The sequence below is a fragment of the Streptomyces malaysiensis subsp. samsunensis genome (assembly GCF_024519315.1).
Taxonomy (GTDB): Bacteria; Actinomycetota; Actinomycetes; order Streptomycetales; family Streptomycetaceae; genus Streptomyces; species Streptomyces malaysiensis.
Genome location: NZ_JANIIC010000014.1, coordinates 59949 through 86796, shown reverse-complemented (window position 1 = coordinate 86796; position 26848 = coordinate 59949). Strand labels below are relative to the sequence as shown.

The following is a 26848-nucleotide window of genomic DNA, read 5'->3' as shown; positions in this document are numbered from 1 at the left end:
CTTGTGCAGGCATGCTGGGACGACTTCTTCGTCACACCCTATTGACTTCGAAACTTGAAGGAATAGTCTCTGCAACATTGCTTTTACCTTCAAGTGGTGGTCGACGCCTCGGCTGCCTCCGCTGGAAGGGCCAGCCGTCCCCCCACGTCCGGCAGCGCTGCCGGACGGGCGTCAGGAGTTCACGTTGTCCACCACCGTGCAGGCAGAGGGAGCCGAGGGCCGCAAGGCCCAGCCGGACCACCTCGGCCATGTCATCTTCATCACCGCAGCCGCCGCGATGGGCGGCTTTCTCTTCGGCTACGACAGCTCGGTGATCAACGGAGCGGTCGAAGCCATCCGCGGCAAGTACGACATCGGCTCCGCGGCCCTCGCCCAGGTCGTGGCCATCGCCCTGATCGGCTCGGCCATCGGCGCCGCCACCGCGGGCCGGATAGCCGACCGGATCGGCCGGATCCGCGTCATGCAGATCGCCGCCGTCCTCTTCACGATCAGCGCGGTCGGCTCGGCGCTGCCCTTCTCGCTGTGGGACCTGGCGATCTGGCGAGTGCTCGGCGGCATCGGCATCGGCATGGCCTCGGTGATCGGCCCAGCCTATATCGCCGAGGTCGCCCCGCCCGCCTACCGCGGCCGGCTCGCCTCGTTCCAGCAGGCCGCGATCGTCGTCGGCATCGCCATCTCCCAGCTCGTCAACTGGGGCATCCTCAACCTCGCCGACGGCGAGCAGCGCGGCCAGATCGCCGGCCTGGAGGCATGGCAGTGGATGCTCGGCGTCATGGTCATCCCCGCCGTCCTCTACGGGCTGCTGTCCTTCGCCATCCCCGAGTCCCCCCGCTTCCTGATCTCCGTCGGCCGGACCGAGCAGGCCAAGGAGGTCCTGGAGGAGGTCGAGGGCAAGACCGTGGACCTCGATGTGCGGGTCGCCGAGATCGACCGGGCCATGCGCAGTGAGGAGAAGTCCACCTTCAAGGACCTCCTCGGCGGGCGGTTCGGTCTGCTGCCCATCGTCTGGATCGGCATCGGGCTCTCGGTCTTCCAGCAGCTCGTCGGCATCAACGTGGCGTTCTACTACTCCTCGACGCTGTGGCAGTCCGTGGGCGTGGACCCGAGCGGCTCGTTCTTCTACTCCTTCACCACGTCGATCATCAACATCCTCGGCACCGTGATCGCGATGATCTTCGTCGACCGGATCGGCCGCAAGCCGCTCGCGCTCATCGGCTCCGTGGGCATGGCCATCTCCCTCGCCCTGGTCGCCTGGGCCTTCTCGGCGCACCTGGTGGACGGCAAGCTGCCGCACGCCGAGGGCGTCCTGGCGCTGATCGCGGCCCACGCCTTCGTGCTCTTCTTCGCCCTCTCGTGGGGTGTGGTGGTCTGGGTCCTGCTCGGCGAGATGTTCCCGAACAAGATCCGCGCGGCCGCCCTCGGCGTCGCCGCCTCCGCCCAGTGGATCGCCAACTGGGCCATCACCGCCAGCTTCCCGAGCCTTTCGGACTGGAACCTGTCGGGTACGTACATCATGTACACGGCCTTCGCCGTGCTCTCGATCCCCTTCATCCTCAAGTGGGTGCCGGAGACCAAGGGCAAGGCGTTGGAGGAGATGGGCTAAATCCCCCCGCCGCCCGCTCCTCGTACCGGAGAACTGCCCCGCCTCAGTCCTTGAGGCGGGGCAGCACTCGTTCCGCGAACAGCCGCAGGGACTCCCAGCCCTCCTCGACCGGCATCCCCCCGCACAGCGGATGCAGCACCAGGCTCGCCGTCTCGCCGCCCTCCGCCGCCAGCGCCACGCACTCCTCGGGCGTGACGATGCGATAGACGCCCTCCTGGCGCAGCGCCGCCACGTCCTCGGCCCGTGAGCGCACCGCCGAGCGCACCGTGCCCTGCTGCCAGGAGGCGTACCTGCGAGCCTCGTACAGCAGATGTCCGCCGTGGCGTGCCCAGGTCCGGTCCGGGTCCTCGGACACATGCAGCAGCGGGGTGGCCGCCGGGGGCATCAGACACCAGCCCTCGGTGCCGTACTCCGCGAGCCGCGCGTGGTAGTACGCCTCCAGCTCCGGCAGATGGGCGCTGGGGAAGAACGGCAGGCCCAGGCGGGCCGCGCGGCGGGCCGCCGCCTGGGAACTGCCGCCGATCAGCAGCGGCGGATGCGGCCGGGTGTACGGGCGCGGGGTGATCCGGACCGTGCGACCCCGGTGTTCGAAGGGCTCGCCCGTCCAGGCCGCGAGCAGCGTCTCCAGCGCCTCGTCCTGAAGCGCGCCGCGCCGCTTCCACTCCTTGCCCTGGGCCTCGTACTCCTCCGGCCGGTAGCCGATCCCCGCCACCGTGATCAGCCGCCCGCCACTGGCCAGGTCCAGCACGGCGAGGTCCTCGGCGAGCCTCAGCGGGTCGTACAGCGGCGCGATCAGCGCCGATACGGTGACGGTGATCCGGCGGGTGGCGCCCAGCAGCGTGCCCGCGAAGGCCAGCGGGGCGGGCAGCCAGTTGTCGGGGGACCCGTGGTGCTCCTCGGTCTGGAGGGTGGACAGACCCCGCTCATCGGCGAAGGCGGCCATCTCGAGGGCGGCGCGGTACCGCTCGGACAGGCCGCGCGGGGTCGCGTCGGGATCGACGAGGTTGAGGCGTACGACCGTGACGGGCATGCGGATGTCCTCCTTCGTCGAGGATGCGGCAGCCGGACCGTAGCTGACGGGCCGTCAAATCGCCACTGTCATGGGCCGTTCGGCCCATCGCAATGGGCACGGCCGGGACGGATGACTCATGCGCCTGGGACTCGGGGCGGCCGATCGTAAGGGCCGGCCCGCAACCCGGGCCGCAGCCCGCATACGCCAACTCAGGAGGGGCGCGTGACGATCAGCACGGGGGAATCGCTCATCACCGCGGCAGACATCGACGACCTCATCAACCGGGTCCGGCACACCGCCGGTGACCCCGGAGACCTGGAATCCGCCAAGACCGCGCTCTTCTCCGGCCCCGGCCCGGACCCCGAAGCCGCACGGCTCATCCGGCAGCGGCTGCTGGTGGTCGCCCTCCACTACGGAGGCGCGCTGCTGGCCAAGCTGCTCAGCCGGCTCAGCCCCCGCGAGACCGCGATGGTGCGCCGCTACGCACACCGGCTCGCCAACTTCCTGGACACGCTGGAGGTCTGGGCGGCGCAGCCCATCATGCTCGTCCTGATGCGATTCGGACTGCCTTACGGAGAGGCGGAGTCGATCGCCGTCGCCGTACTGCTGCTCGTGGGGTGAGCGCCCCCTCCTGGCGCCGCCGATGGAAACGGGGGTGCTAGGAGGTCACCGGTTCGGGTGGGCCGGGGCATCTACGCACTTCACGGCCGCGGTGGCGGGTAGTGCTCGGGCGAGACACAAGGAGAACGACCATGCGCCCTACCCGAATCCGCACGGCGATCGCACTCGGCCTGAGCGCCGGGGCCGTCATGTGGACCGCGGCCGCCTCCCCCGCCACCGCCTCCTCCCCGGCCGCCGTGTCCGGGGACACGGCCTGGCGGGAGGCGGGGCACTACGACACCACCGCCGCCTGCAAGCGCGCGGGTAAGACGGGCATCCAACGGCACAGGTGGGACGAGTACAAATGCCGCCCCGGCCGCAACGACAACTACGTCACGCTGTGGGTCAGAGGCGGCGGCTCCGGCGCGGCGCGCGCCCTGAACACCGGCTGAGATGCGCCATGCGGCACTGCCGAGGGACCGCGCCGTGCGCGCCGCGGGCGGGGCCTCGGCACTGATCGTGGTGGTCCTGGCCGTATGGGTGGCCGGGCTGCTGCGGGTCAACGACCAGTGGCTCGCGCTCGCCTACCCGCACCCCCGGGGCGCCGCCGTGCTCACCAGGGTCGCCGTGGGCGTCCCGGTGCTCGGCGTCGGAGTGCTGCTGCTGGCCGAGCGCTCGGCCCGGCGCTACGGCGGCGTCCTGCTGGTGGCGGGCGGCCTGTGGCTGCTGCCCTCGGCCGCGGCCGGACTGCTGGGCCTGGCCGACCTGGGCACCACCGGCGCCGTACTGTCCCTGCTGCTCGCCGCCGCCAAGATGGCCTGCCGCCCGCTGACCGTGCTGCTGCTGCCGCTGTGGCTCTTCCCGCGGGGCGGGCGCAGGCGGTGGCAGTGGTGGGTGATCAGCCTGGGCGCGTCCGGCTACTGGCTGGGGTTCGCGGGGCTCTGGCTGATCAGCGAGCCCCGGGTGGGCTCCGTGTCCAACCCCGCGTTCGCCACCGCGGGCGGCCAGTGGGCCTTCGACCACCTCGACGCCTACGCCGAGGCCGAACCCTGGGTGCTGCGCAGCGTCGCCGCGGCCGTGACCGCCGCCCTGTGCTGCCGCGCCGCCCTCTCGCGCGGCGCCGAGCGGCGCGACTGGGCGCTGCTGGCCGCCGCCTACCCCGCCTGCGTCTCGCTCCTGTTGTCCCAGTGGGGCGAGGGCGTGCCCACCATCGTGGCCCGCACCGCCGGCAGCGCCGTATGGGCCGCCGCGATCTGCCTCGGCGTCGCCCGCACCGGCATATGGCGGCTGGACCGCTCCACCAGCCACCGCCTCGCCCGCGCCTTCGTCCTCACCTCCCTGGCCGCCGTGGTGGTCTGCACGGTCGTCGCCGTCCAGGCCGGACTGCCCTCGGTACGGAGCGGGGCCACCACGATCACCGCCGGATGCGCCCTGGTGCTGGGCTGGGGGCTGCGGCCCAGCGCCCGCTGGCTCACCCTCTGCGTCGAGCGCGCCTTCTACGAGCCCAGGGCCCGCCCGCACGAGGCCGTGAGCGCCCTCGCCGTACGCCTCCAGCAGGCCCCGCACCCCGGCGAGGTGCCGCAGCAGATCTGCCGCAGCGCCGTGGAGGACCTCGGCGTCTCGGGCGCCGCCGTCAGCGTCGACACCCGCGCCGGGCCCCGGCGGCTGGCCTCCGCGGGGGCCCCGCTGACCGGCCCGGTCCAGACGTTCCTGCTGCGCCACCACGGCCGCACCGTCGGCCGTCTGGAGGTCTCCCGCGACGGCTCCGGCACCCCGGCCGAACGCGACAGCGGGCTGCTCTCCGTCCTCGCCGACCAGGCCGCCCCCGCGCTCGCCGCGCTGCGCCTGGCCGAGGAGGCCCAGGCCGCCCGCGAGCGCCTGGTGCTCGCCCGTGAACAGGAACGCCGCCGGCTGCGCCGGGAGATCCACGACGGACTCGGCCCCCAACTGGCCGCCGTAAGGCTGCGCCTGGACATCGCACAGACCTCCTGCCCGCCCGGTCACCCCGCCACCCCCCAGCTGTGCGAGGCCGCCGAGACGCTCGCCGAGGCCCTGGTCGAGGTGCGCCGCATCATCGCGGGCCTGGCCCCGGCCGCGCTGGCGGAGCGCGGACTGGCCGGTGCGGTACGGGACCTGGCGCACCGGCTGGGCGTCGACGGCCTGCGGGTCGGCGTGGCCAGCCGCCCCGCGGCGCTGCCCCCGCTGGCGCCCGGCGTCGAGACGGCCGCGTACCGGATCGCCGCGGAGTCGCTGACCAACGCCGTACGACACGCCCGGGCCCGCCAGGTGAGCGTCGAGCTGACCGCGGGCCCGGACACGCTCGAGGTCAAGGTCACCGACGACGGGAGCGGACTGCGCGAGACCGCGGTGCCCGGTGTCGGCCTCGCCTCGGTCACCGAACGCGCCGAGGAGATCGGCGGCTCCTGCTCGGTGACCGGATCGGAGACCGGCACGGTGGTGCACGCGGTGCTGCCACTGGCCGGGCCCGGCGAGCACGGCAACCCCGAGGAGCGCAGGAAGCCCACGGGACACGAGGCGTGCCGGGCACTGCTCAAGACGAGCAGACCGGTGAGCAGGGCGCCTTAGGAATCTTGGGTGCCAGCCGCCTTGGGGCGAGTTACGGGTGCCTTGGAGCCTTCGGGCGCTTGGTCGTACCGGCACCCATCGGCAACTGGGCAAGCCGCAGGGTGCCGTAGAGCATCCGGGCGCTTGGTCTTACCGGCCGGGGGCACCTCCCAGCGGTAGCTGGGGGCGAGCCGAAGGGGCGCGTCACTGTCGAAAGGGAGAGCGCGCGGAGGGCCCGAGGAACGAGGGGCCGAGCACGGTCGACCGTCGACAGTGACACAAGCGCCCCGGAGGCGAACCGAGCCTCAAAAAAGAAGGGAGCGAAGCGTGGCGCAGTGGCGGGTGTTGCTGGTGGACGACCATCCCCTTTTCCGGGAGGGCTTGGCCGCCGCCGTGAACCTCGACGACGCTTTCGCCGTCGTCGGTCAGGCGGCCTGCGCGGACGGCGCGATAGCCGAGGCCGTGCGTACCGAGCCGGATCTGGTGGTCATGGACCTGGGCCTGCCGGGCCGGTCGGGGCTGGAGGCGACCCGGCGGATTCTGTGCGATCACCCCGAGACCCGGGTGCTGGTCATGACGATGTCCGAGGACGACGACAGTCTGCTGGCCGCCGTGCGCGCCGGGGCCCGTGGCTATCTCCTCAAGGGCGCGGGCCGGGACGAGATCCTGCGGGCGCTGCACACCGTGGCGCGCGGCGGCGCGATCTTCAGCCCGCGGATGGCCGAGCGGCTCGGGGCGCTGGTCGGGGCCTCCGGTTCGGCGTCCGCGAAGGAGGCGTTCCCGACCCTGACCGCCCGGGAGCGGGAGGTGCTGGATCTGCTCGCGGCCGGACTGGGCTATCGCCAGATCGCCCAGCGGCTGGTGGTGACGGACAAGACGGTGCGCAATCATGTCGGCTCGATCTTCGCCAAGCTCCAGGTGCACGACCGCGCGCAGGCGATCGTGCGCGCCCGGCAGGCCGGTCTGGGAGGCGAATGACTCGCTTCCCCTCGTGGCTGATACTGGGGGCGTTATGGAATACCTCATCCTTGCCGTAGTCATCGCTGTGGTCGCGGTTGCCGCGATCAGCGGGCTCGTGATCAGCGGCCGCAAGAAGAAGCGGCTGCCCCCGCCCCCGCCCAGCAGCCCCACCGTCACCGCGCCGCCCGCCGAACCGCACGTCGGCGAGGAGGCCGAAACCCCGCGTGAGGAACCACGCAGAACCATCGAGGAGGTGGATCTTCCGGGGGCCGGGGCCCCGGCCGCCACCGCGGAGGCACCCGCCCCCGAGGTCCCGCCGATCGAGGTCCCGGAGCCGACCGCCGGCCGGCTGGTGCGGCTGCGCGCCCGGCTGTCCCGTTCCCAGACCACTCTGGGCAAGGGGCTGCTGACGCTGCTGTCCCGGGAGCACCTCGACGACGACACCTGGGAGGAGATCGAGGACACGCTGCTGACTGCGGACGTCGGTGTGGCGCCGACCCAGGAGCTGGTCGAGCGGCTGCGGGAGCGCGTCAAGGTGCTCGGTACCCGTACCCCCGACGAGCTGCGCGGGCTGCTGCGGGAGGAGTTGCTGCGCCTCATCGGCACCGAGGCCGACCGTTCGGTGCACACCGAGAGCGGTGTGGGCGTGAACGGCGAGGAGAAGCCGGGCGTCGTCATGGTCGTCGGCGTCAATGGCACCGGTAAGACCACCACGACGGGCAAGCTGGCCCGGGTGCTCGTGGCCGACGGCAAGTCGGTGGTGCTCGGCGCGGCCGACACCTTCCGCGCGGCCGCCGCCGATCAGCTCCAGACCTGGGGCGAGCGGGTCGGTGCCCGTACGGTGCGCGGGCCGGAGGCCGGCGACCCGGCGTCGGTGGCCTTCGACGCCGTGAAGGAGGGCATCACCGAGAGCGCGGATGTCGTCCTGATCGACACCGCCGGGCGGCTGCACACCAAGACGGGTCTGATGGACGAGCTGGGCAAGGTCAAGCGGGTCGTGGAGAAGCACGGCGCGGTCGACGAGGTGCTGCTCGTCCTCGACGCCACGACCGGGCAGAACGGCCTGGTGCAGGCGCGGGTGTTCGCCGAGGTGGTGGACATCACCGGCATCGTGCTGACCAAGCTGGACGGCACCGCCAAGGGCGGCATCGTGATCGCGGTCCAGCGTGAGCTCAACGTCCCGGTCAAGCTGGTGGGGCTGGGCGAGGGCGCGGACGATCTCGCGCCGTTCGAGCCGGAGGCGTTCGTCGACGCGCTGATCGGCGGCTGAGGCCCGTGGTGGGGGGAGTACCGATAGCGCGCCGGACGGGCCGGGGTTGACTCCCGGCCCGTCCGGCGTTTCGCGTCAGGAGGGGCGCCGTTTCAGGCCCCGGCCCGTACCCGCGTCCCGTGTCACGGGGCGGCCGCTCAGGCCCCTGCCCGGTGGCTCAGATAGGCGAGCGTGCCCAGGACCAGCCGGGCGTGCGGCGGACGCGCGGTGTCGAGGGTCGGCGGGCGCAGCCAGCGGACCGGTCCGAGGCCGCCGAGGTCCGAGGGCGGGGCGGTGATGTGGTCGCCCGGGCCGAGGCAGTTCAGATCGAGCTCGGCGTCGTCCCAGCCCATGCGGTACAGCAGCTCGGGGAGTTCGGCGGCGGCGCCCGGGGCGACGAAGAACTGGGCGCGCCCGTGCGGGGTGACGGCCACCGGGCCGAGGGGCAGCCCCATCCGTTCCAGCCGGACCAGCGCGTGTCCGCCCGCGTACTCGGACACCTCCAGGATGTCGAACGAGCGGCCCACGGGCAGCAGCACGGCCGCACCCGGGACCCGCTCCCACGCGGCCGCGGCGTCGTCCAGGGTGGCGCCCGCGGGAACGCCGGGGGTGAAGGTCAGCGGATGCGCGCCGGGGGAGGAACAGCCGTGGTCACCGCATGAGCATTCGTTTCTGCCGCTCCCCGAGCCCCGTGTCGCCCGCGCGCCCGGCACCACGTCCCAGCCCCACAGACCGGTGTACTCCGCCACCGTCGTGGACTCGGACGTACGGCCACGGCGTCGTGAGCCGGACCGCATGTCCCGGATGCCGCCGATCGTGAAGTCCATGCCCCCTCCAACGGGTCCCGCTCTCGATGGTTACGAGCCGAAGCGCCGCGATGACACTCCGTCGCCGATGAGGGCGCGGCGGTGTGCGCTCCGATGTGACGGAGGTGGTGGGACGCGACCCGTGCGCCCCCGCTTGCACCCCTGCATCTGTTCCCGTCGCCCTGGTGTCAAGTGAATCGTGGGAAACGGCAACGGGGTTCATTCGAAGGGGTGGCGAATGGTGGCGTTTTCGGGAACCGCCTCGCCGGAGGCGTGATCGTAGGATTACTTTCAGTGCACAGTCCCTGGATATGGCGCTCGCTCGAATACGAGCTGACGATGGGCGGATTACGGATCGGTACATGCCACTGGCATGAGACCGTTCTCCGTCCGGACGGTTGATGCGCCTCATCCCGGGGACAACTGACCGTGACAGACGGCATTCTGGTGGCGGTCCGGGAAAATTCGTGGGATGGGGGCGTTCCGGGTGGGCGACGGCGGCGGCGGTGCTGGGAAGCGCCCCAATGCGCAATTGGGGTCGTGGTTCGTGCGCAGCGGCTGGTCGAAGGGGGAGCTGGCGCGCCAAGTGAACCGCAGAGCACGGCAGTTAGGCGCCCACCACATCAGTACCGACACCTCGCGGGTGCGCCGCTGGCTGGATGGTGAGCAGCCCCGGGAGCCGATTCCGCAGATTCTCTCCGAGCTGTTCTCCGAGCGCTTCGGCTGTGTGGTGGGCATCGAGGACCTCGGGCTGCGCGCCGTCCACCGGTCACCGTCCGTGTCCGGGGTGGATCTTCCCTGGGCCGGGCCCGAAACGGTCGCGCTGATCGGCGAGTTCTCCCGCAGCGATCTGATGCTCGCCCGCCGCGGCTTCCTCGGCACCTCGCTCGGGCTGTCCGCGGGCCCCGCCCTCATCGAGCCGATGCAGCGCTGGCTGGTGCCCTCGCCGGGCGGGCAGCCCGGCGGCGCCAAGGCGGCGGGCGGCGGGCGCACCCGCCGGGTCTCCCGGCTCTCCGAGCCCGAGCTGGAGCTGCTGGAGTCCACCATCGTGATGTTCCGCGCCTGGGACGCCCAGTGCGGGGGCGGGCTGCGCCGCAAGGCGGTGGTCGGCCAGCTGCACGAGGTCACCGACCTGCTCCAGGAGCCGCATGCGGACGCGGTCTCCCGGCGGCTGTTCAAGGTCGCGGGCGAGCTCGCCCAGCTGGCCGGGTGGATGAGCTATGACGTCGGGCTCCAGCCCACCGCGCAGAAGTACTTCGTGCTCGCCCTCCACGCCGCCAAGGAGTCAGGGGACCGCCCCCTCGGCTCGTACATCCTCTCCAGCATGAGCCGCCAGATGATCCACGTCGGGCGGCCCGACGACGCGCTGGAGCTGATCCACCTCGCCCAGTACGGCAGCCGGGAGAACGCCACCCCGCGCACCCAGGCCATGCTGTACGCGATGGAGGCCCGCGCGTACGCCAACATGGGCCAGCCCAGCAAATGCCATCGCGCGGTGAAGATGGCCGAGGACAGCTTCGCCGATTGCGCCGGGGGCGACGGCGACCCGGACTGGATCCGCTTCTTCTCCGAGGCCGAGCTCAACGCGGAGAACGCCCACTCCTACCGCGACCTCGCCTATGTCGCCGGCCGCAGCCCCACCTACGCCAAGATGGCCGATCCGGTGATGCGCAGGGCAGTGCGCCTCTTCGGCCAGGAGACCGAGAACGACGCGGGCCCCCAGCGTTCGTATGCGCTCAACCTGATCGGGATGGCCACCGTCCACCTGCTCCAGAAGGAGCCCGAAAGGGCCGCCGCGGTCGCCCATGAGGCGCTGCCGCTCGCCAAGCGGGTGCGTTCGGAGCGGGTCAACAACCGGCTGCGCAAGACCGTGGACACGGCGGTGCGCCAGTTCGGCGACGTACCGGAGATCACCGACCTCGGGGAGCGGCTGGCCACTCTCATGCCCGACAACCCGGAGACGACGGGTCCGGGCCGGGCCGTCTGAGCACCCCCGGCGATGATCGCGACACGGTAACGGAGGGTTCCGCCCCGCCCACCGCGGTTCATCGGCACGTAACACTCCCGCGTCCTTCGTCACTGCGGTGAAACATCGGGTGGCATCGGCTGAAACGGCGCTGCGCCAACCTCAAGGCGAATACCGGCCCCCCGATGTCCTGCCCGCACGGGCCGTCGTTTCGAGGAGACGTCCACATTGAATGGCGCAAATACCGCGTTCGTATTGATCAGCGCCGCGCTCGTGATGCTGATGACCCCCGGCCTGGCCTTCTTCTACGGCGGCATGGTGCGGGTGAAGAGCGCCCTGAACATGCTGATGATGTCCTTCATCTCGCTCGGCGTCATCTCGCTGCTGTGGGTGCTGTTCGGCTACTCGCTCACCTTCGGCGATGACATCGGCGGCGGGCTGCTGGGCAATCTCGACCACATCGGCTTCAAGGGCATCGACCCCACCTCGCTGTGGGGCGAGAAGCCCGACGCGATTCCGGTCCTGGCCTTCGCGCTCTTCCAGTTGATGTTCGCGGTGATCACCCCCGCGCTGATCAGCGGAGCCGTCGCCGACCGCGTCAAATTCGGCGCCTGGACGCTCTTCATCACGCTGTGGTCCACGGTCGTCTATTTCCCGGTCGCGCACTGGGTCTGGCAGGCCGACGGCTGGCTGTTCAAGAGGGAGGTCATCGACTTCGCGGGCGGCACGGCGGTGCACATCAACGCGGGTGCCGCGGGCCTGGCCGTGGCCCTGGTGCTCGGCAAGCGCATCGGCTTCAAGAAGGACCCGATGCGCCCGCACAACCTGCCGCTGGTGATGCTCGGCTCCGGTCTGCTGTGGTTCGGCTGGTTCGGCTTCAACGCCGGCTCCGCCCTCGCCGCCAACGGGACCGCCGCCAACATGGCCTTCAACACCCAGATCGCCACCGGTGTCGCCATGCTCGGCTGGCTCGCCTACGAGCGCATCCGGCACGGCGCCTTCACCACGCTGGGCGCCGCCTCCGGCGCGGTCGCGGGCCTGGTCGCCATCACCCCCTCGGGCGCGGCGGTGAACCCCTGGGGCGCCATCGTGATCGGCCTGGTGGCCGGTGTCGTCTGCTCCTGGGCCGTCAGCCTCAAGTACAAGCTGGGCTACGACGACTCGCTCGACGTGGTCGGGGTGCACCTGGTCGGCGGCCTCATCGGCACCCTCCTGGTCGGCGTCCTCGCCACCGACGGCGTCGGCGGCGCGGCCCAGCTGGGCAGGCAGGCCCTCGGCGCCTTCACGGTGCTGATCTACTCCTTCGTCGTCTCCTGGATCCTCGCCAAGCTCATCCACGTCACCATCGGCTTCCGGGCCAGTGAGGACGACGAGCTCGGCGGCGTCGACCAGGCGTTCCACGCCGAGACCGCCTACGACTTCAGCGCGGTCGGCGCATCGCCCCGCAGTAGTACGGTGCCCGCCTCGGGCCAGGGCGCGTCCGCGCCGCAGAAGCCGCACAACAAGAAGGTGGACGCGTGAAGCTCATCACCGCAGTGGTCAAGCCGCACCGGCTCGACGAGATCAAGGAAGCGCTCCAGGCGTTCGGCGTCCAGGGCCTGACCGTCACCGAGGCCAGCGGCTACGGCCGGCAGCGCGGCCACACCGAGGTCTACCGGGGCGCGGAGTACACCGTCGACCTGGTGCCCAAGGTGCGCATAGAGGTGCTGGTCGAGGACGAGGACGCCGATGACCTCATCGACGTGGTGGTCAAGGCGGCCCGCACCGGAAAGATCGGGGACGGCAAGGTCTGGAGCGTCCCCGTGGAGACCGCCGTCCGGGTGCGCACCGGGGAGCGCGGCCCGGACGCCCTCTGAGGGCCCGGCCGTTCAGGGCCCGCCACGATCCGGACAGCCAGTGGCACGCGGACAGGGAGCCGAGTTGACGGAAAGCCTCGAGACCATGACCGACACCACCGACTCGGGGCCCGGCGGCTACGCGGCGGCCCGGCTGCGACTCCTCCAGGAGGGGTCGCGGTCCGGGCCGCCGCGCCGTTCCGCCCTGGCCGACCTCACCGACCAGTGGCTGGCCGCGCTGCTCACCGGCGGGGTGGAGAGCGCGGGGATCGGCCGGGGCGCCGCCCTGGTGGCGGTCGGCGGCTACGGACGCGGTGAACTCTCCCCGCGCAGCGACCTCGATGTGCTGCTGCTGCACGACGGCACCGCCGACCGCTCGGCCCTCGCCGCGCTCGCCGACCACATCTGGTACCCCGTCTGGGACATGGGCCTCGCCCTCGACCACTCCGTGCGCACCCCCGACGAGGCCCGCGGCACGGCCGCCGAGGATCTCAAGGTCCAGCTCGGCCTGCTCGACGCCCGCCATATCGCGGGCGACGCGGCGCTCACCGCCGATCTGCGCACCACCGTCCTCGCCGACTGGCGGGCCCAGGCCCCGCGGCGGCTGCCCGAGCTGCACGCGCTGTGCCAGGAGCGCGGCGAGCGCCACGGTGAGCTCCAGTTCCTGCTCGAACCCGATCTGAAGGAGGCCCGCGGCGGGCTCCGCGACGCCACCGCGCTGCGCGCCATCGCCGCCTCCTGGCTCGCCGACGCCCCCCGCGAGGGCCTCGACGAGGCTCGCGGGCGGCTGCTGGACGCCCGCGACGCGCTCCACCTGTCCACCGGCCGTGCCACCGAGCGCCTCGCGCTCCAGGAGCAGGACCAGGTCGCGGGCGTCCTCGGGCTGCTGGACGCCGACGCCCTGCTGCGCCAGATCTACGAATCGGCCCGGATCATCTCCTACGCGAGCGATGTCACCTGGCGCGAGGTCGAGCGGGTGCTGCGCGCCCGCTCGGCCACCCGGCCCCGGCTGCGGGCACTCCTCGGCGGCCGGGCCGGGCGCGGCGGCGGAAGCGGCCCGGACGCGGGGGAGCGCAGCCCGCTCGCCGAAGGTGTGGTGGAGCAGGACGGCGAGGTGGTGCTGGCCCGCACCGCGCGCCCCGACCGCGACCCCGTGCTCCCCCTGCGGGCCGCCGCGGCCGCCGCCCAGGCCGGACTTCCGCTGTCGCTGCACGCCGTAAGGCGGCTGTCCGCCGCCGCCCGGCCGCTGCCCGTGCCGTGGCCGCCCGAGGCCAGGGAGCAGCTGATCACGCTGCTGGGCGCGGGCGAGTCCACGGTCGGGGTGTGGGAGGCCCTCGAGGCGGAAGGGCTGATCACCCGGCTGCTGCCGGACTGGGAGCGGGTGCGCTGCCGTCCGCAGCGCAACCCCGTCCACCGCTGGACCGTGGACCGCCATCTGGTCGAGACCGCGGTCCGGGCCAGCGCCCTCAGCCGCCGGGTCGGCCGCCCCGATCTGCTGCTGGTCGCCGCGCTGCTGCACGACATCGGCAAGGGCTGGCCCGGTGACCACTCGGTGGCCGGGGAGACCATCGCCCGCGACGTCGCCGCCCGCATCGGCTTCGACCGCGCGGACGTCGCGGTGCTCGCCACCCTCGTACGCCACCATCTGCTGCTCGTCGAGACCGCAACCCGCCGCGACCTGGACGACCCGGCCACGGTGCGCTCGGTCGCCGAGACCGTCGGCGGCGCCACCACCCTGGAGCTGCTGCACGCCCTCACCGAGGCCGACGCGCTCGCCACCGGCCCTGCGGCCTGGAGCGCCTGGCGCGGCTCCCTCGTCGCCGACCTGGTCAAACGAGTCTCGGCGGTGCTCGCGGGCGAACCCGCGGACGACTGGTCCACCCCACAGCGGACCACGGCCGAACAGGAACGCCTCGCGGTCGAGGCATGGCGCACCGGCGGCCCGGTGCTCGCCCTGCACGCACGCTCCGAGGCGCTGGCACCGGGCGACGCGGGCGGCCCCGAATGGGCACCGGAGGAGGGCACCACCGGCCCCGAACCGATCGGCGTGGAACTGCTCATCGCCGTCCCCGACCAGCCCGGCGTCCTACCCACCGCGGCCGGTGTGCTGGCCCTGCACCGCCTTACGGTGCGCGCCGCGGATCTGCGCGCCGTCGAACTGCCGAAGGAACTGGACACGGCCGGCGCGGCGGACGGGGTACTGCTGCTGAGCTGGCGGGTGGCGGCCGAATACGGTTCGCTGCCCCAGGCCGCCCGGCTGCGGAACGACCTGCTGCGCGCCCTGGACGGCTCGCTCGACATCGTCGCCCGCCTCGCCGAACGCGAGGCCGCCTACCGCAAGTACCCCCGCCGCCACGGCGTGCACGCCCCACCACCACGGGTCACGGTCGCCCCCGGCAGCTCCCAGCTGGCCACGGTGATCGAGGTCCGCGCCCAGGACGCCCCCGGCCTCCTGCACCGCATCGGCCGCGCCCTGGAAGCCACCGGAGTAGCGGTCCGCAGCGCCCACGTCTCCACCCTCGGCGCCAACGCGGTGGACGCCTTCTACGTCACAGACGCCTCCGGCGCCCCCCTGAAGCCCCTGCACGCGACCGAGATCGCCCAGCAGGTCGAGCAGACCCTGACCGGCACGCCGGGCCAGTGAGGCCCGGGGCCCATGATTTATCTCTCGGGCGTCCGAGAACAGGTCCGGCGCGTATGGGCCCCACGTCCTGGCCGCTGGGGCGATTGAGGAGCGGAGTCACGGGCGTATTGGGCCTCCAGCGGCCCTGGTGTCCGAGGAGCGGCGTCCGGGCTTATGGGCCCCCAGCGGCTTGGCGTTTGAGAAGCAGGTCCGGGGCGTATGGGCCCACTTTTCAGCCCCTCCGGCGTTTGAGGAGCGGGGTCCAGGGGCGGAGCCCCGGCGGGGGTTCGGGGGCGGAGCCCCCGGAACGGGGTCTGGGGCGCAGCCCCGGCGGGGCCCGGGGCGGAGCCCCGGTTCGGGAAGGGGCGGGGTGGGGAAAAGCACCCCCCGGACGGGCGGCCCCCAGCCCGGGGGCAGACCGTTCCCGCAACAGCCGGATACCCTTGGAGGCCGACCACCGACCCGACATCCGACCGAAGGATTCGCGACCACCGTGTTCGATACCCTCTCCGATCGCCTCGCAGCGACTTTCAAGAACCTCCGGGGCAAGGGCCGCCTCAGCGAGGCGGACATCGACGCCACGGCACGCGAGATCCGTATCGCCCTCCTAGAGGCCGACGTGGCGCTGCCCGTCGTCCGGGCGTTCATCAAGCAGGTCAAGGAGCGGAGCCTCGGCGCGGAGGTCTCCCAGGCGCTCAACCCCGCCCAGCAGGTCATCAAGATCGTCAACGATGAGCTGGTCGGCATCCTCGGCGGTGAGGCGAGGCGCCTCCGCTTCGCCAAGCAGCCGCCGACAGTGATCATGCTCGCGGGTCTCCAGGGCGCCGGTAAGACCACCCTCGCGGGAAAGCTCGGCCGCTGGCTGAAGACCCAGGGCCACGCCCCGCTGCTCGTCGCCTGTGACCTCCAGCGCCCCAACGCCGTCAATCAGCTCTCGGTGGTCGCCGAGCGCGCCGAGGTCGCCGTCTTCGCCCCCGAGCCGGGCAATGGCGTCGGCGACCCGGTGAAGGTGGCGCAGGACTCGATCGAGTTCGCCCGGACCAAGCAGCACGACGTCGTGATCGTCGACACCGCGGGCCGCCTCGGCATCGACGAGGAGCTGATGCGGCAGGCGGCCGACATCCGCGACGCGGTCCGCCCGGACGAGGTCCTCTTCGTCGTCGACGCGATGATCGGCCAGGACGCGGTGAACACCGCCGAGGCGTTCCGCGACGGCGTCGGCTTCGACGGCGTGGTGCTCTCCAAGCTGGACGGCGACGCGCGCGGCGGTGCCGCGCTGTCCATCGCGCATGTCACCGGCCGTCAGATCATGTTCGCCTCCAACGGCGAGAAGCTGGACGACTTCGATGCGTTCCACCCGGACCGTATGGCGTCCCGCATCCTCGGCATGGGCGACATGCTCAGCCTGATCGAGAAGGCCGAGCAGACCTTCAGCCAGCAAGAGGCCGAGAAGATGGCGGCCAAGCTGGCGAAGGGCCCCAAGGAGTTCACGCTCGACGACTTCCTGGCGCAGATGGAGCAGGTCCGCAAGATGGGCTCCATCTCCAAGCTGCTCGGCATGCTGCCGGGCATGGGCCAGATGAAGGACCAGCTCAACAATCTGGACGAGCGGGATGTGGACCGCACCGCGGCCATCATCAAGTCGATGACCCCGGCCGAGCGCCAGGACCCCACGATCATCAACGGCTCGCGCCGCGCCCGTATCGCCCGCGGTTCCGGTGTCGAGGTGAGCGCGGTGAAGAACCTGGTGGAGCGGTTCTTCGACGCGCGCAAGATGATGTCGAAGATGGCCCAGGGCGGCATGCCGGGAATGCCCGGGATGCCGGGTACGCCTGGCATGGGTGGCGGCAGCGCCAAGCGCAAGGGCAAGCAGCAGAAGAAGGCCAAGGGGAAGCAGCGCTCGGGCAACCCCATGAAGCGCAAGGCCGAGGAGCAGGCCGCCGCGGCGCGCCGCGAGCAGGGTGGCGCGTTCGGGCTGCCCGGCGGTGAGCAGGGCGGTAAGGACTTCGAACTCCCCGACGAGTTCAAGAAGTTCATGGGCTGAGCCGCCCCGGCGCCCGCTCGAGGCGTCCGTACGAACGAACGGCTCCGGCCCTTCGAGGCGTCCGTACGAACGAACCGTAAGGCCCCCGCGCACACGGCGGATTCCAGGGGCTTTACGTGACGCTCCCGTTCAGACGCGGCAGATCAGATAGCGGAAGACATTGGGCATCCACACCGTGCCGTCCGCGCGCCGATGCGGATGGAGCGCCTCGGTGATCTCCTTACGGACCTGGGTCGGATCCGTGGCCCGCTCCGCCGCGTCGAACAGCCCCGTCGACAGCATCCCGCGCACCGCGCTGTCCATGTCGGCGTACCCGAACGGGCAGGCCACCCGGCCCGATCCGTCGGGCCGCAGCCCGGCCCGCGCGGCCAGCTCCTCCAGGTCGTCCCGGCCGCACAGCCGCCAGTGCGCGGGCGTGGGCTCCTCCCGGCGCTCGCCGGGGGAGTACATCGGATCGGCGAGCCGGGCGCCCACCCGCAACACCCCGGAGGTGGCGCAGCGCTCCGGCGGGCCCCATCCGGCGAGCACCACGGCCCCGCCGCGCTCGGTGCGCGCGGCGGCGGCCGCGAGCGTGGATGCCGCCGCGGACACCGCGGCCCCCGAGCCTCCCGCGTCCAGGGCCGACAGCGGCTCGAAGGCGGTCACCACCGTGAAGGCCGCGTTCGCCGCGGCCTCTTGAACGCACGGGCTCTCCGGGCCGCCGGGGCCCAGCCGGGCGGACCGCCCCGGCCCGCCATTCCCGCCCGGCGCGCGCGGGGCCGTCAGCCGCTCGCGAGCGAGGTCCAGACGCGGCTCGTCCGTGTCCACCCCGCAGACCGTGGCGCCGCGCGCGGCCGCCATGAGGAGGGCGAGCCCGGAGCCGCAGCCCAGGCCCAGCAGATGGGTCTCGGCGCCGACGTCCAGCCGTTCGTAGACGGCCTCGTACAGCGGGACCAGCATCCGCTCCTGGATCTCCGCCCAGTCGCGGGTGCGAGCGTGGGCGTCCCTCGTCCATGACGAGGAGGGGCGCGGTCGGTGCCGCCGTACGAGCGTGGATGTCATCGAAAGGGCCCCAATCAGCGAAGAGCAGTGCCGTCGTCAGATTTGGTGTCACATACGCCGTTGTGCGTTATGACGTCCCACCCCCAAATGCCAGGGAACTCCGCATCCGTCCCCGCGTCCAGAGGTTTCACGGCCGTGCTTGCGTGCCCCCTTTGTGCGCCCCCGCACACCTGTGCGTACGCCATGCTCCCGGAACCGCCCCCGGCCCGCTGGCCTCGGCGGGCCGCTGGACGGCGCCGGGCGGTGGCCGGCAGTGATCGCCTCGTTCTGGCGCGATTCACGGTTCGGTACCCCGCCGCCGTACGATCGGCGCCATGGCCAAGACTCCCGTACTCACCCCGCGGGTGGAGGACTTCCCCCGCTGGTACCAGGATGTGATCAACAAGGCCGAGCTGGCCGACAACGGCCCGGTGCGCGGCACCATGGTCATCCGACCGTACGGGTACGGGCTGTGGGAGCGGATGCAGCAGGACATGGACGCCCGCATCAAGGCGGTCGGCGTCCAGAACGCGTACTTCCCGCTCTTCATCCCGCAGTCGTATCTGGCCCGGGAGGCCGATCACGTCGAGGGGTTCGCGCCGGAGCTGGCGGTCGTCACCCATGGCGGCGGTAAGGAGCTCGAGGAGCCGGTCGTCGTCCGGCCCACCTCCGAGACGATCGTCAACGAGTACTTCTCCAAGTGGGTGCAGAGCTACCGCGATCTGCCATTGCTGATCAACCAGTGGGCCAATGTGGTGCGTTGGGAGCTGCGGCCGCGGCTGTTCCTGCGGACGACCGAGTTCCTGTGGCAGGAGGGCCATACCGCGCACGCGACGTACGAGGACGCCAGGGACTTCGCCGCCCGGATCCACCGTGAGGTCTACGCCCGGTTCATGGAGGACGTCCTGGCGATGGACCTCGTCCTGGGCCGCAAGACCGCCCGGGAGCGGTTCGCGGGCGCCCTCAACACCCTCACCCTCGAAGGGATGATGGGTGACGGCAAGGCGCTCCAGCTGGGCACCAGCCATGAGCTCGGCCAGAACTTCGCCAGGGCCTTCCACACCAGCTATCTGTCCAAGGACGGCGAGCAGGAGCTGGTCTGGCAGACCTCATGGGGCAGCACGACCCGGATGGTCGGCGCGCTGGTGATGATGCACGGCGACGACAACGGCCTGCGGATCCCGCCGCGGCTGGCCCCGATCCAGGTCGTGGTGCTGGCGATCAAGGGCGATGAGGCGGTGCTCGCCAAGGTCCGCGAGGTCGGCGACCTGCTCACCGCGGCGGGCGTGCGGGTCCATGTCGACGACCGTACGGACACCCCCTTCGGCCGGCGCGCGGTCGACTGGGAGCTCAAGGGCGTCCCCATCCGGGTCGAGATCGGCCCGCGCGACCTGGAGGGCGGCACCGCGATGGTGGCCCGGCGGATCCCCGGCGGCAAGGAGCCGGTGCGCGCCGAGCTGCTGCCGGAGCTGCTGCCCAAGGTCCTGGAGGAGGACCAGGCGCTGCTGCTGCGGCAGGCCCGTGAGCGCCGTAAGGCGCGCACCACGGACGTGACGACCATGGAGGAGGCCGCCGAGGCCGCGGCGGCGGGCGGCTGGGCCCGTATCCGGTGGGCGGACCTGGGGCCCGAGGGCGAGGCGGCGCTCGCCGAGCGGTCCGTATCCGTCCGGTGTCTGGTCACCGAGGACGGGGCGGTGCCGGACGCCGATGACGCTCCCGGTAACGTCGCGTTCGTCGCGCGGGCTTACTGAACCGGTACGTACCGGCTTGGTGCGCGGTGCGTGGCTCATCCACAGATTTACGCACCCGCCCCTCGTCGTCGTACATCACCGTGAACTGACTGGTACGTGCAAATTATTTGGGATGGCCCGGAATCGGAACACCGGGACGGTCCTGCTCGTTAGCACGACGTGAGCACGACACCACCTGTTCTCGCCGCAGAGCTGGCACAGGCGTGGGCCGATATTCAACGGCACCACCCCGAGCTGCCGGATCTAGCCGCGCCCGAATCGCTGATCGGAGAGTCGTCGTCCGCATGTGGCGCCGAGCTCTCCTTCGAACGGCTGCTGCATGAGGCAGTTCATGGGATCGCCGCTGCCCGCGGTGTCCGTGACACCTCACGCGCCGGCCGCTACCACAACCGCCGGTTCCTGGCGGTCGCCGAGGAGCTGGGGCTTGACCACCCGGATGAGCCGCATCCCAGCAGCGGCTTCTCGCTGGTCACCCTCAGCCCCGAGGCGAGAAAGCGCTACCGGACCACGATCGACCGCCTCCAGCGCGCGCTCAAGGCGCACACCGTGGCGACGACCGCCGAGACCTCCCGCACCTTCCGCGGGCCCGCCGCGCGGCACGGCTCGTCCGGTGGCGGGGTGCGGGTCAAGGCGGTGTGCGACTGCGGGCGCAATGTCCGGGTCGTCCCGTCGGTGCTGGCCCAGGCGCCGATCGTGTGCGGAGGATGCGGTAAGCCCTTCCGTATTCCGGAGCCGGTGGCCGCGGTCGGCTGACCGGTCACGGTGTGGCACAATGGTCTGCTGTACTCGACAGTCGACCAGGACCCCTCTCTCCTCCGGCTGACGCGTCCATCGGGCACTCGGGTACCGCAACCCCACGCGGCACGTCGCAGTGCTCAACCACGTCAAGACCAGGAGACACCACTCCCGTGGCAGTCAAGATCAAGCTGAAGCGTCTGGGCAAGATCCGTTCGCCTCACTACCGCATCGTCGTCGCCGACTCCCGCACCCGCCGTGACGGCCGGGCGATCGAGGAGATCGGTCTGTACCACCCGGTGCAGAACCCGTCGCGCATCGAGGTCGACTCGGAGCGTGTGCAGCACTGGCTGAAGGTCGGCGCGCAGCCGACCGAGCCGGTGCTGGCCATCCTGAAGGTCACCGGCGACTGGCAGCAGTTCAAGGGTCTGCCCGCCCCGGCTCCGATGAAGGTCGCCGAGCCGAAGGCCGACAAGCGCGCCCTGTTCGAGGCGGCCGCCAAGGACGCCGGTGATGAGCCGAAGGGTGAGGCGATCACCCCGAAGGCGAAGAAGGCCGACAAGAAGTCGGACGAGGCGGCCGAGTCCGCTGAGTCCACCGCCTCGACCGAGGCCTGAGGATGCTCGAGGAGGCCCTCGAGCACCTGGTGAAGGGCATTGTCGACAACCCCGACGAGGTGCAGGTGGCCTCGCGCAACCTGCGGCGCGGGCGGGTGCTGGAGGTCCGGGTGCACCCCGATGACCTCGGCAAGGTGATCGGCCGCAACGGCCGCACCGCACGCGCCCTGCGCACCGTCGTGGGCGCCATCGGCGGCCGTGGGATCCGCGTCGACCTCGTCGACGTCGATCAGGTCCACTGAGGCGAACAAGAAGAGCACCGGCACGGGCCGGGGAGGGCTTTGGGCCGTCCCCGGCCCGTGTGCGTGAAGGGACATCGCATCGTGCAGTTGGTTGTCGCGCGGATCGGCCGTGCCCATGGCATCAAGGGCGAGGTCACCGTCGAGGTCCGGACGGACGAGCCGGAGCTGCGGCTCGCCCCGGGGGCCGTGCTGGCCACCGAGCCCGCCTCGGCCGGGCCGCTGACCATCGAGACCGGCCGGGTGCACAGCGGCCGGCTGCTGCTGCGCTTCGACGGCGTACGCGACCGCAACGCCGCGGAGGCGCTGCGCAACATCCTGCTGATCGCGGAGGTCGACCCCGAGGAGTTCCCCGAGGACCCCGAGGAGTTCTACGACCATCAGCTGATCGACCTCGATGTGGTCACCGTGGACGGCAGGGAGGTCGGGAGGATCTCCGAGATCTCCCATCTGCCGTACCAGGACCTGCTGATCGTGAAGCGCCCCGGCGGGGACGAGGTGATGATCCCGTTCGTCTCCGGGGTCGTGCCGGAGATCGATCTGGAGGCGCAGCGCGCCGTGATCGACCCGCCGCCGGGCCTGCTCGACGAGGCCGAGGCGGAGATCGCGGGCAACCGTAAGGACGAGTCCGCGGGCAACCGTTCCGAGGGCAACCGTAAGGACGACGCCGCGGGCAACCGTTCCGAGGGCAACCGTAAGGACGACACCGACGGCGTTCGCAAGGGCGACACCGGTGGCGTTCGCAAGGGCGACACCGCGGGCGGCCGTGAGGGTGAGTCGTCATGAGGCTCGACGTCGTCACGATCTTCCCCGAGTACCTGGAGCCGCTGAACGTCTCGCTGGTCGGCAAGGCGCGCGCCCGAGGCCAACTCGACGTGCGGATCCACGATCTGCGCGCCTGGACGCACGACCGGCACAACACGGTCGACGACACTCCGTACGGCGGCGGCCCCGGCATGGTCATGAAGCCCGAGCCGTGGGGCGAGGCGCTTGACTCGATCATGGAGTCGGGCGAGGCCGAGGGGCTGGTCAAGCCCACGCTGATCGTGCCGACCCCGAGCGGCCGTCCGTTCACCCAGGCCCTCGCCGTGGAGCTCGCCGAGCGCCCCTGGCTGGTCTTCGCGCCCGCCCGCTACGAGGGCATCGACCGCCGGGTGATCGAGGAGTACGGCGAGCGGCTCGAGGTCCACGAGGTCTCGATCGGTGACTATGTGCTGGCCGGCGGCGAGGCCGCGGTGCTGGTGATCACCGAGGCGGTGGCCCGGCTGCTGCCGGGCGTGCTGGGCAATGCCGAGTCGCATCGCGACGACTCCTTCGCCCCCGGCGCGATGGCCGATCTCCTGGAGGGGCCCGTCTACACCAAGCCCCCCGAGTGGCGCGGCCGCCCCATCCCGGAGGTGCTGATCAGCGGCCACCACGGCAGGGTCGCCCGCTGGCGCCGGGACGAGGCGTTCCGCCGTACCAGCGAGAACCGACCCGATCTGATCGAGCGCTGCGATCCGGCGACGCTCGACAAGCACGACCGCGCCCTCCTCACCGAGCTGGGCTGGGAAGAGCTGCCCGGGACCGGTGGGGCCCGATTTGGGCGGCCGGACCGGGCCGTGGAAGAATAGGCCGCTGCCGTACGTCCGGGTGTGCGCCCCTGCCACAGGGGGACCGACGCCCACCCGATGAGGGCGGCACTCCGAATCATCATCCGATATTCCGCTGATGACCTGTGGCATCGGCGAAGAAAGCAGACGATCATGTCTCACCTGCTCGACACCGTCGACTCCGCGTCGCTGCGCAGCGACATTCCGACCTTCCGCCCCGGCGACACGGTCAACGTCCACGTCCGCGTCATCGAGGGCAACCGCTCCCGTGTCCAGCAGTTCAAGGGCGTCGTCATCCGCCGCCAGGGCTCCGGCGTCCGTGAGACCTTCACCGTCCGCAAGGTCAGCTTCAGCGTCGGCGTGGAGCGCACCTTCCCGGTGCACACCCCGATCGTCGAGAAGATCGAGGTCGTCACCCGCGGTGATGTGCGCCGGGCGAAGCTGTACTACCTGCGCGACCTCCGCGGCAAGGCCGCCAAGATCAAGGAGAAGCGCGACAACTGAGTTCGCGGCTGTATCGCGGCGATTTTGCGCGACTACTGAGCTACCGCCGGATCATCCGGCCGGGCCGGATAGGCTCTGGCCCGATGAACACCGAAGGACAGCTCGCGGAGCGCGACCGCTCCCCGGGCTCCGAGAAGGAGCACGGGGAGCGGTCGCGCTCTTCGCATGCTCCCGCGCGGGCCGGGGAACCCCCGTCCGCCCGGTGGCTGCCGGAATGGCTGACCGGGGGCGGGCGATGGCGGCGGGCGGCGCTGCTCGCGGCGGCCTGTGCCGCGGTCGTGCTGCTGGTGAGCGGCTTTGTGATGCAGCCGTTCCTGATCCCCAGCGGTTCGATGGAGAACACCCTCCGCCCCGGGGACCGGGTTCTTGTGAACAAGCTCGCCTACCGTTTCGGGGACGATCCGCGCCGCGGCGACGTTGTCGTGTTCGACGGAGCCGGTTCCTTCGGCGAGGAGGAGCCGTCCGGGAATCCGGTGACGGGTCTGCTGCGCAAGGCGGCCGCGGCGGTCGGGCTGGCCGAACCGGCCGAGTCCGACTACGTCAAGCGCGTGGTGGGCATTGGTGGTGACCGGGTCACCTGCTGCGACAAGCGGGGGAGGATCGAGGTGAACGGTCAGCCGGTGGACGAGGGCTATCTGCGCCCCGGAGACAGGCCATCGCGGGTGCGCTTCGACACCGTCGTGCCCGAGGGACGGCTGTGGGTGATGGGCGACCACCGCGACGCCTCCCGGGACTCGCGCGACTATCTGGGCGCACCGGGCGGCGGCACCGTCCCCGTCGACAAGGTGATCGGCCGCGCCGAATGGATCGGCTGGCCGTTCGGCCGCTGGTCCGCCGTGCCCCGGACGGACACCTTCGCCGATGTGCCCGCGGCGCCCGGCGGCATACCGTCCGCGGCCTCCGGTGGTGCCCATGGGTAAGCGCGGGCGGCCCCGTACCAGGGCGCGTCAGGCGGGGGGCCCGCCCGCCGGTGTGGACCCCTCGCGTGCGCCGGGCGAGCGCCGGGTCGGCGGGCGTGCGGAGCGGCGCAGGATCCAGCGCCGTATCAAGCGCAGGCGGCGCCGTTCGGCCGTCAAGGAGATACCGATACTGGTGGGCGTGGCGCTGGTGATCGCGCTCGTCCTGAAGACCTTCCTGGTGCAGGCGTTCGTCATTCCGTCCGGTTCGATGGAGCAGACCATCCGGATCGGCGACCGGGTGCTGGTGGACAAGTTCACCCCGTGGTTCGGCTCGAAGCCGGAGCGCGGCGATGTGGTGGTGTTCAAGGACCCAGGGGGCTGGCTGGACGACGAGCGGAAGCCTCCCAAGGACGACCCGCCGGTCATCAAGCAGGGCAAGGAGTTCCTGACCTTCATCGGCCTGCTGCCGTCCTCCGACGAGCAGGACCTGATCAAGCGGGTGGTCGCGGTGGGCGGCGACACGGTGGCGTGCTGTGATGCGAACGGCAAGGTCACCGTCAACGGGACGCCGCTGAACGAACCGTATCTGCACCCCGGCAACCCGCCGTCACAGAGGCAGTTCAAGGTGACCGTCCCCCAGGGGCGGATGTTCGTGATGGGCGATCACCGGTCCAATTCGGCGGACTCACGCGTCCATCTCGACGAGCCCTACCAGGGCACGGTGCCGGACAACATGGTGGTCGGCCGCGCCGTGGTGATCGCGTGGCCGTTCGGGCACATGCGGCGGCTCGAGGAGCCGGGCACCTACGCCTCCGTGAAGGACGCGCCGAGCGGGGCAACGCAGGCCGAGGGCTCGGCGCATAGGCTGTCCTCCGTAGATCAGCAAGCGATGGTCCAGCTCCCGACCCCTGCGGAACTCCCGCTCGTTATGGGAGTGGTGATCCTGCGCCGTTCGTGGGGCAGGCGGCAGTCAGGCGTGAGGAGTGGATGTGGGGGATTTGGCGGTCGGCGCACGATCCGGTCACGAAGAGCCCGAGAGGCAGCCCGGGACGAGGGGGGAGCCTCCCACGGACGGGGCGGACGAGGCGCCCGAAGCCGGTGCACCCACGGACAAGGCCCCGCCCATGGCGCCGCGCCCGCACGGAGCCGATGGCGGGCAGGAACCCTCCGGCCCTCCGGACGGGCCCGGCGCGGCTGATCCGCCCGGGTCCGGCGACGAGGAACCGGCGCGGCCGGGCTCCGGGCGGCCGGACGGCTCCGGGAAGGCCGCCAAGGCCAAGAAGGTGCGTTCCTTCTGGAAGGAGCTGCCGATCCTGGTCATCATCGCGCTGGCCCTGGCGCTGCTGATCAAGACCTTCCTGGTGCAGGCGTTCTCGATCCCCTCCGACTCGATGCAGAACACCCTCCAGCGGGGCGACCGGGTGCTGGTGGACAAGCTCACCCCGTGGTTCGGCTCCGAGCCGGAGCGCGGCGAGGTGGTCGTCTTCCACGATCCGGGCGGCTGGCTCGGCGAGACCCAGACGAAGAGCTCCGGCCCGATCGCCGAGGGCATCCAGAAGGCGCTCAGCTTCATCGGACTGATGCCGTCGGCGGAGGAGAAGGACCTGATCAAGCGGGTCATCGCGGTCGGCGGGGACACCGTCTCCTGCGAGCGCGGCGGCAAGGTCGTGGTCAACGGCAAGCCGCTGGACGAGCCGTACATCTTCCCCGGGAACACTCCCTGTGACGAGAAGCCGTTCGGCCCGATCAAGGTGCCCGAGGGCCGGATCTGGGTGATGGGCGACCACCGCCAGGACTCGCTGGACTCCCGCTACCACCAGAATCTGCACGACGGCACGGTCTCGGTTGGCGATGTCGTCGGGCGTGCGATCGTCGTCGCCTGGCCCATCGACCGCTGGTCCACCCTGTCGGTGCCGAGCACCTTCGACCAGCCGGGTCTGAGCGCGGCCGCCGCGATGGCCCCCTCGGCCGTGGGGCTCGCGGGCGCGGTGCCGATCGTGCTGTGGCGCCGCCGCAGGCTGATCGCCAAGGTCCGGGAGGAGGCCGAGGCCAGGACCGGAGCCGAGGCCAGGACCGGAGCCTAGGGCCGGTCCGGAGTTCAGGGCCGATTGGGAGCCCAGGGCCGGACGGAGCGGTTGACCGCCGACTGCTGACGGGGCCCGTACCGCCGGGTAAGGTGCGGTTCCGTGTGTCCCAGGGCACACGGAACCTGATCTTCTACGTCTGTT

The 26848-nt window shown here is 71.6% G+C and carries 24 protein-coding genes; 21 read left to right on the top strand and 3 right to left on the bottom strand.

The genetic code is table 11. The features are described 5' to 3' along the window. The first annotated feature begins 184 nt into the window (after positions 1-184). Positions 185-1603 carry a sugar porter family MFS transporter gene (locus tag NQU54_RS14585; RefSeq protein ID WP_099015077.1) on the top strand — a complete coding sequence of 473 codons (1419 nt, stop codon included), beginning with the start codon at positions 185-187 and terminating at the stop codon, positions 1601-1603. A 43-nt stretch (positions 1604-1646) separates the two neighbouring features. On the opposite strand, the gene NQU54_RS14580 is transcribed toward NQU54_RS14585, so the two are convergent. Next, positions 1647-2633 (bottom strand): LLM class flavin-dependent oxidoreductase, encoded by a 987-nt coding sequence (locus NQU54_RS14580; protein ID WP_257631434.1) that lies wholly within the window; start codon positions 2631-2633, stop codon positions 1647-1649. Between the two features lie 204 nt (positions 2634-2837). Between NQU54_RS14580 and NQU54_RS14575 the strand changes: the two genes are divergently transcribed. The 5 genes from NQU54_RS14575 to ftsY all read left to right on the top strand — a co-directional run bounded on the left by NQU54_RS14575 (position 2838) and on the right by ftsY (position 8010). Continuing rightward, on the top strand, positions 2838-3236 hold the full coding sequence (locus tag NQU54_RS14575) for a YqxI family protein (protein WP_257631433.1): 399 nt from the start codon (positions 2838-2840) through the stop codon (positions 3234-3236). A 131-nt stretch (positions 3237-3367) separates the two neighbouring features. Next, a complete protein-coding gene (locus NQU54_RS14570) occupies positions 3368-3667 on the top strand; it encodes a hypothetical protein (protein WP_257631432.1) in 300 nt (99 codons plus the stop codon). Between the two features lies 1 nt (position 3668). Beyond that, positions 3669-5801 carry a sensor histidine kinase gene (locus NQU54_RS14565; protein WP_257631431.1) on the top strand — a complete coding sequence of 711 codons (2133 nt, stop codon included), beginning with the start codon at positions 3669-3671 and terminating at the stop codon, positions 5799-5801. 306 nt (positions 5802-6107) lie between these two features. Next, positions 6108-6758 (top strand): response regulator, encoded by a 651-nt coding sequence (locus NQU54_RS14560; RefSeq protein WP_069866454.1) that lies wholly within the window; start codon positions 6108-6110, stop codon positions 6756-6758. 34 nt (positions 6759-6792) lie between these two features. Continuing rightward, positions 6793-8010, top strand: a complete 1218-nt coding sequence (gene ftsY, locus NQU54_RS14555) for a signal recognition particle-docking protein FtsY (protein ID WP_257631430.1) — start codon at positions 6793-6795, stop codon at positions 8008-8010. 137 nt (positions 8011-8147) lie between these two features. Here ftsY and NQU54_RS14550 read toward each other — a convergent pair whose 3' ends face one another. Further along, a complete protein-coding gene (locus tag NQU54_RS14550) occupies positions 8148-8816 on the bottom strand; it encodes a bifunctional DNA primase/polymerase (protein WP_257631429.1) in 669 nt (222 codons plus the stop codon). Between the two features lie 451 nt (positions 8817-9267). Here NQU54_RS14550 and nsdA point away from each other — a divergent pair, with 451 nt between their 5' ends. The 5 genes from nsdA (at position 9268) to ffh (ending at position 17263) form a co-directional block, all read left to right on the top strand. After that, a complete protein-coding gene (nsdA, locus tag NQU54_RS14545; protein ID WP_257631428.1) occupies positions 9268-10782 on the top strand; it encodes a transcriptional repressor NsdA in 1515 nt (504 codons plus the stop codon). Positions 10783-10989: 207 nt separating this feature from the next. Beyond that, a complete protein-coding gene (locus NQU54_RS14540; protein ID WP_257631427.1) occupies positions 10990-12282 on the top strand; it encodes an ammonium transporter in 1293 nt (430 codons plus the stop codon). Further along, positions 12279-12617, top strand: coding sequence for a P-II family nitrogen regulator (locus NQU54_RS14535; RefSeq protein WP_069866445.1), 339 nt, complete (start codon positions 12279-12281; stop codon positions 12615-12617). Before NQU54_RS14540 ends, NQU54_RS14535 begins: the two co-directional genes overlap by 4 nt. Positions 12618-12702: 85 nt before the next feature. After that, positions 12703-15240 (top strand): [protein-PII] uridylyltransferase, encoded by a 2538-nt coding sequence (locus NQU54_RS14530; RefSeq protein ID WP_257631426.1) that lies wholly within the window; start codon positions 12703-12705, stop codon positions 15238-15240. Between the two features lie 472 nt (positions 15241-15712). After that, positions 15713-17263 carry a signal recognition particle protein gene (gene ffh, locus NQU54_RS14525; RefSeq protein WP_257631425.1) on the top strand — a complete coding sequence of 517 codons (1551 nt, stop codon included), beginning with the start codon at positions 15713-15715 and terminating at the stop codon, positions 17261-17263. Positions 17264-17392: 129 nt separating this feature from the next. Here ffh and NQU54_RS14520 read toward each other — a convergent pair whose 3' ends face one another. Beyond that, positions 17393-18304 carry a methyltransferase domain-containing protein gene (locus tag NQU54_RS14520; protein WP_257631424.1) on the bottom strand — a complete coding sequence of 304 codons (912 nt, stop codon included), beginning with the start codon at positions 18302-18304 and terminating at the stop codon, positions 17393-17395. A gap of 314 nt (positions 18305-18618) precedes the next feature. On the opposite strand from NQU54_RS14520, the gene proS reads away from it, so the two are divergent. The 10 genes from proS to lepB (NQU54_RS14470) all read left to right on the top strand — a co-directional run bounded on the left by proS (position 18619) and on the right by lepB (NQU54_RS14470) (position 26704). Further along, positions 18619-20034, top strand: coding sequence for a proline--tRNA ligase (proS, locus tag NQU54_RS14515; RefSeq protein ID WP_257631423.1), 1416 nt, complete (start codon positions 18619-18621; stop codon positions 20032-20034). A 159-nt stretch (positions 20035-20193) separates the two neighbouring features. Then, the gene (locus NQU54_RS14510; protein WP_167503504.1) at positions 20194-20787 is read left to right on the top strand and encodes a hypothetical protein; all 594 of its coding nucleotides are present in this window, start codon (positions 20194-20196) and stop codon (positions 20785-20787) included. Between the two features lie 155 nt (positions 20788-20942). Continuing rightward, a complete protein-coding gene (gene rpsP, locus NQU54_RS14505; RefSeq protein ID WP_069866434.1) occupies positions 20943-21386 on the top strand; it encodes a 30S ribosomal protein S16 in 444 nt (147 codons plus the stop codon). Between the two features lie 2 nt (positions 21387-21388). After that, positions 21389-21628: an RNA-binding protein gene (locus tag NQU54_RS14500; protein ID WP_046087411.1), complete on the top strand. Its 240-nt coding sequence runs from the start codon at positions 21389-21391 to the stop codon at positions 21626-21628. A gap of 81 nt (positions 21629-21709) precedes the next feature. Beyond that, positions 21710-22411, top strand: coding sequence for a ribosome maturation factor RimM (gene rimM / locus NQU54_RS14495; protein WP_257631422.1), 702 nt, complete (start codon positions 21710-21712; stop codon positions 22409-22411). Continuing rightward, on the top strand, positions 22408-23238 hold the full coding sequence (gene trmD / locus NQU54_RS14490; protein WP_069866432.1) for a tRNA (guanosine(37)-N1)-methyltransferase TrmD: 831 nt from the start codon (positions 22408-22410) through the stop codon (positions 23236-23238). Before rimM ends, trmD begins: the two co-directional genes overlap by 4 nt. A 132-nt stretch (positions 23239-23370) precedes the next feature. After that, positions 23371-23721 (top strand): 50S ribosomal protein L19, encoded by a 351-nt coding sequence (rplS, locus tag NQU54_RS14485; RefSeq protein ID WP_014055193.1) that lies wholly within the window; start codon positions 23371-23373, stop codon positions 23719-23721. A gap of 83 nt (positions 23722-23804) precedes the next feature. Then, a complete protein-coding gene (gene lepB / locus NQU54_RS14480) occupies positions 23805-24641 on the top strand; it encodes a signal peptidase I (protein ID WP_257631421.1) in 837 nt (278 codons plus the stop codon). Next, positions 24634-25818, top strand: coding sequence for a signal peptidase I (gene lepB, locus NQU54_RS14475; RefSeq protein WP_372505880.1), 1185 nt, complete (start codon positions 24634-24636; stop codon positions 25816-25818). Before lepB (NQU54_RS14480) ends, lepB (NQU54_RS14475) begins: the two co-directional genes overlap by 8 nt. Further along, a complete protein-coding gene (gene lepB, locus NQU54_RS14470) occupies positions 25745-26704 on the top strand; it encodes a signal peptidase I (protein WP_372505879.1) in 960 nt (319 codons plus the stop codon). The genes lepB (NQU54_RS14475) and lepB (NQU54_RS14470) overlap by 74 nt, the downstream gene beginning before the upstream one ends. The last annotated feature ends 144 nt before the right edge of the window (positions 26705-26848 follow it).